3 protein-coding genes are annotated in these 5652 nt (G+C 59.7%); 1 reads left to right on the forward strand and 2 read right to left on the reverse strand.

What is annotated here, in order from left to right; translation table 11 throughout:
• The coding region (locus QZ377_RS04415; protein ID WP_291439878.1) for an SEC-C metal-binding domain-containing protein at positions 1–1285 on the forward strand (1285 nt) is incomplete at its 5' end.
• A gap of 484 nt (positions 1286–1769) precedes the next feature.
• On the opposite strand, the gene QZ377_RS04420 is transcribed toward QZ377_RS04415, so the two are convergent.
• Complete coding sequence (locus QZ377_RS04420; RefSeq protein ID WP_291439879.1) at positions 1770–3062, reverse strand: TonB-dependent receptor; 1293 nt, start codon at positions 3060–3062, stop codon at positions 1770–1772.
• Positions 3063–3255: 193 nt separating this feature from the next.
• Positions 3256–5640, reverse strand: coding sequence for a primosomal protein N' (gene priA / locus QZ377_RS04425; RefSeq protein ID WP_291440002.1), 2385 nt, complete (start codon positions 5638–5640; stop codon positions 3256–3258).
• Positions 5641–5652 lie beyond the last annotated feature (12 nt).

Here is a 5652-nt window from a genome sequence, read left to right on the forward strand (position 1 = left end):
CCAGCCTGTTCTGGTGGGGACCATTTCCATCGAAACGTCCGAAATGCTCTCGCACCGCCTGAGCAAACTCGGGGTTCCCCACAACGTGCTCAATGCCAAGCAGCATGAAAAAGAAGCGGAAATCGTAGCTCAGGCCGGTCAGCCCGGCAAGGTCACCATCGCCACCAACATGGCCGGGCGCGGTACGGACATTGTGCTTGGCGAAGGCGTGGTGGACCTGGGTGGCCTGCATATCCTCGGGACAGAAAGACACGAAAGCCGCCGTATTGACAACCAGTTGCGCGGCCGTTCCGGGCGCCAGGGCGACCCCGGCTCCTCACGCTTCTATCTGTCGCTTGAAGATGATCTCATGCGCCTCTTCGGTTCTGACCGCATCAAGGGCCTGATGGAAAAACTGGGCCTGCGTGACGGCGAAGCCATCGAAAACGCCATGGTCACCCGCGCGGTGGAAGGCGCGCAAAAACGCGTGGAAGCTCACCACTTTGAAGTCCGCAAAACCCTGCTGGACTATGACAACGTCATGAATCAGCAGCGCGAAGTCATCTACGCCCTGCGCCGTGAGCTTATGGTTGAGGAAGACCTTGACCCGGTGATGGACGAATTCATGAACGACGTGCTTGATGACGTGTACAGCACACTGGACGGTGTGCCTGTAGACGATCACAACGGCCTGCGTGAAGCCGCCTTCGCCCGCCTGCGCGATGTTTTCAATCTGGACCGCGTACTGCCCGAAAATGCCCACCTGCCCGAGCGTGAAGAGTGCGAACCCCTGATTCGCAAGGTGCTGGAATATCTGCGCACTGAAACAGGCGAAAGCTACCGCGACATCCAGCGCTACTTCATGCTGGAAGAGCTTGACCGCTGCTGGAAAGAGCACCTGCGCAACATGGACGCCCTGCGTGACGGTATCGGCCTGCGCGGTTACGGCCAGCGTGACCCCAAACTGGAATACAAGCGCGAAGGCTTTGAAATGTTTCAGGCCATGCTGTTCCAGATTCGCGAAAACGTGTTCCGTGCTCTCAGCCGCGTGCGGGTAGCCCCGGCTGAAACCGCGCCCGTGGAAGCCATAGAGGTCGCTCCGGTAACTGAAGAAGCCCAGGGGCAGCCCCTGGCGCGCGAATACCGCCACAAGGAAGACAGGGGCCAGCTCTCCTATTCCGGCGGCGGCAATGCCGAAGACTCGCGCAATACCCCGGCAAAGGCCGCGCCCCGTATTGGCCGGAATGATCCCTGCCCCTGCGGCAGCGGCAAAAAGTATAAAAAGTGTTGTGGCGCGGACAAGTAATGCCTGGCAACCTGCAAGAACGGCTACAGTAATTCCTGCCGTAAGCATTTGAAAAGAGCGGTTCCCCTTGTGGGGGAACCGCTCTTGTATTGTATGCACTCTACCGCCCGCCGCGCAGGCGCCCCAAACGAAAGAAGCCCTGCCCTGCTCCCAGGTAATGAGAGCACTTCAAACAGTAACAGGCCAGAGAAGATCAACATTGAAACATGTTACACGTCAACGTTGTCATCCGGCCGGGAAGTGCTTTCTTCGGCAGAACCCACGCCCTGTTCCGCCACGCTCCACCAGCGTGCAGGGGGGCGTATTTATTTTTTTTCACTGCTCAAATACGCTAACAGAAGCACACCCGCGACAGCGCCTGACCGCACAAATAACAAGCGCAGCTTCGTCCGTAAGGCCCTCAGGCAACGGCTGAAACTGCGCTTGCGCTTCCACGGCGGGCGTCTGCATACGCAGAGCGACAATGTAACGTCAATCGTCTCGACTAAAAAGAATAGCCCACAGAGAACATGTAGATATTGGCCTGCACATTTTCCGAATGGCCGCCCTTGATTCCGCTGGCTGCGGAGCGAATGCCGGAAGTCTCGGTATGGTCATAGTCCACAGGGTTGATCCACAAATGGGCGTAGGTCAGGTCAACTGTCCAGTTTTCCCACGCAAAGCCCGTGCCGAGGCTCATCATGGTCCGCCCGTTGGTGGGCATCATATAGTCGCTGTAGCTTTCGTTGACCACGGGAGTTTCATAGGCAAAACCCGCGCGCAAGGCCCACCAGTCCAGGGGCTTGTATTCCACGCTGGCGTTAAAATTCCAGCCGTCGCGCCATTCCTTGTTATTGATGGCGGAATAGTCATCACCCATATTGATATTCAACGCATTATAAGTCGACCAGCGGGTAAAGACCGAGCCTACTTCAAAGCTCAGGTTATCCAACGGCTTGTATGCAATGCCAAGAGCGATGGAGTCGGGAAGCTGCAAGGTGGCGTTGGCGCTGCGGTCGCGGGCTTCAGGGCCGTGCATTTTCCCTGCGGTTATCAGGCCGTTTGGCCCCTCATAGCCGAAGTCCACATCGCCAAAAAGATTGAGCGTGATCTGGCTTTTGTAGGACAGGCCCATGGACCACTGGTCGTTGAAGCGCATGTGCATGCCGAGGTGCGCCCCCACGCCCCAGCCGCTGCCTTCCAGTTGCAGATCATTGCCGACAATATTCGGATAGGATGCGGCTGTTATCGTCGGGACCTTGTTGCCCATGTACACATGGGCATACAGGGCCTCCACTCCCACGGAAAGGGAGAGCACGTCGTTGACCTTATAGGCCAGGCTGGGCACAAACGACACGGTCTGCATGCCGATATCGTACATGTTGTACCGGCCGGCCCACTGGCTGTTGAAGGAGTTTCCCAGGCCGAATCGGCTGAAAGAAGCAAAACCGAGCCACACCCGGTCATTGAGCTGATGACTCACAAAACCGTGCGGGGCCAGCCACACATTAGGCTTGGTGGAGGTATGCTTTTCCACTCCGTTGGCCATGTCGGACACAATGGTACCCATAGGAGCAATAAAGGCCAGGCCGCCCATAACGTGGGTGCCGGGAATCTGTGTTATACCCGCGGCATTGTAAGCCAGAGTGGACACATCATCCGCGCGGCCCACCATACCGCCAGCAAGAGCCACCCCGCGGGCGCTCCATTCATTAAGGGCAAAGCCCTCGGCCCGGGCATCGGGCGAACAGCAAACAGCCAGAGCCAGCACCAGCGCCAGCGCGCGAAAAATTTTCATTACTCCTCCAGAAAACCTCAGCCGACGCAGCCGCACCCTGAATACAGGACGCCAGTTATCCGGGCCGTCACGCCAACGGCCTGAAACGCCGCCCCCCAATGAGCCAAGTCTGCATTAAAAAATTGGCCGCCCTTGCCTCTTCAAAGAAGAGCCGGCGGCACCCCCACAGCCAACAAAAAAATGCAACTGCCATTCACAACATATTTACAGGATCAAGGTCAAGAAAAAGTCGTAGATTTCTAGCGTATTTTTGTGAAAGGGCAAAAAAATACAGCGACCGTATGGCCTGCCAGTCCTGCCCTTTCACAAGGCAGGTATACCGACGCCTGCCCCGCAGCAGCGCCAGTGGCGCGGGAGCTGGCCCCAACAACTGTAGGCCCAGCTCCGCCGAGCGGCCGCGCAGAGCCGCTGCCAGGTCATTCAGGGCCGCAGGTCCCCCGCTTTCTTCGATGCCGTGGGAAATGCGTATGAGAGCCAGACGCACAAACGGAGGATACCGGCGCAGACGTCGGCGGGCCAGTTCCGCCGCGTAAAATCCCTCGTAATCGGCTTCACGCACGTACTGCCAGCAATAGTGGCTCACGTCCCGCGTCTGTATGAGCACCTGTCCGGCCTTGTCACCCCGTCCGGCCCGGCCAGATGACTGCACCAAAAGCTGAAAGGTGCGCTCCGCTGCGCGGTAGTCCGGCAGGTTAAGCCCAAGATCGCCATCAGCCACCACGGCCAGGGTCACGTTGGGAAAGTGATGCCCCTTGGAAAGCATCTGCGTTCCCACAAGAATGGGCGACTCCTGCCGGGCAAAGGCTGCCAGGATTTCTTCCATCCGGCCGGGGCGGCGGGTACTGTCCCTGTCCAGCCGCAGCACGGGTGCTCCGGCCAGAACGCCCAAACGTTCGCCCAGGCGCTCTGTACCTTCACCCATCGGTAAAAAATTCATCCCCTTGCATTCGGGGCAAGGCGAAGGAAACGGGCGGTTATACCCGCAGTAATGGCAGACAAGCTTTTCGCGCCCCTTGTGATAGGTCAGGCCTATTTCACAATGGGGGCAGCGCAGGGTTCGCCCGCAGTCCAGGCAGTACATAAGCGGAGCGTAGCCGCGCCGGTTAAGCAGTACCACGGCCTGCTCTCCCCTGCTGATAACTTCGCGCAGGGCCTCCTCGCTACGGGGGGCCAGCAAACCGGTTTCTGAAGTGGCCGCAGGCGAAAGAGAGCTTATGTCCACAAGCTCCACAGGCGGCAGGTCGCGGTCGCCCACACGCCTGGGCAGCCGTAACATGGGCAGATGCCCGTTTTCCGCCGCGTGAAAGGTCTTGAGGTCAGGCGTGGCGGAACCGAGAACCAGCAGGCCGTGCACCTGCGCCATACGAAACCAGGCCACCTCCTTGGCCTGATAGGCGAGGCTTTCATCCTGCTTGAAAGAGGCGTCGTGCTCTTCATCCAGCACAATGCAGCCCAGGTGCGGCACGGGCAAAAACAGGGCCGAACGCGTGCCGACCACCAGGCAGGGTTCATCACGCCCGGCCAGTTGCCTGTAGGTATCTTCCCGGCGTGCAGGAGACTGATAGCCATGATGGAAAAAAAGCGGAGCCTGGGGCAGAGCGCAGGCGGCGTCACGCCGCAGTTTGTGGGCCAGCGCAACCTCGGGCGCAAGCAAAAGCATGCTCCTGCCCGATTCAAGGCAGGCACGGGCCAGCTCCAGATACACTGCGGTTTTACCGCTGCCCGTCACCCCGTACAGCAGGCGCGAAGCAGCCCGCTCGCCGGAACGCGCATTTTCGAGCGCCGCCTTCATGTCCGCAAGAGCGTGTACCTGGTCATCATTGAGCGTAAAAGGGGCTGGAGGCGGCGGCAAAAGGCTTTGCTCCACGGCTTCAACCATATCCTCGGCGTCCTGCCGCGTCAGGCTGACGTGTCCGGCGGCCAGCAGAGACTGCAATGGAACCCCCGCCCCCTGCCCCAGCGAGCGGACAAGATGGCGACGGCTTACGGCCCCGTGCTCGTGCAAAAATTCCAGAATTTCTATTTGCCGCGTGGCAGAAGGCCGCACCGGCCAGGGCGGATCCACGCGCAAAACGCAAAACTCCTCACTGGCGGCGTCGGCTCCCGGCGGCAGCAGCCGGGCCTGCCCCTGGGCAAGGGCCTGGGCAAGATGCTGCCTTGTGGACGCATTTGCCCCGCGAATACGGGCCAGAGGCCATGAGGCTGCCCCTTTTTCGTGGAGCAGGCGCAGGCGCACACGGGTAAGCCGCAGCCCTTGCGGCAGCACATGCCCCAGAATATGCCCGGGGCTGAGAGCCTGCCGCAGGGCAAGATCCTGTGCCAAGGCCAACAGCTCGGGTGTAAGAACAGCCTTTTCTTCCAGAGGCCAGCAAACGCTTTTGCAGGCCACACCCTTGGGCAAATCAATGTGGGCGCTGGTTTCCAGTACAACTCCGGCGCGCAGAGCCGCTTTGTCTCCCCTGCCCAGCGGCACGGCCACACGCAGGCCGGGCTGCCAGAAATCCTGTGGAAATTCCGGCGGCAAGGCGTAGCTCAAGGTGGCATAAGGGGGACTCAGAAGAGCAATGCTGGCATACATGTGGGGCAGAGT

The sequence above is a fragment of the Desulfovibrio sp. genome (assembly GCF_019424165.1).
Taxonomy (GTDB): domain Bacteria; phylum Desulfobacterota; class Desulfovibrionia; order Desulfovibrionales; family Desulfovibrionaceae; genus Desulfovibrio.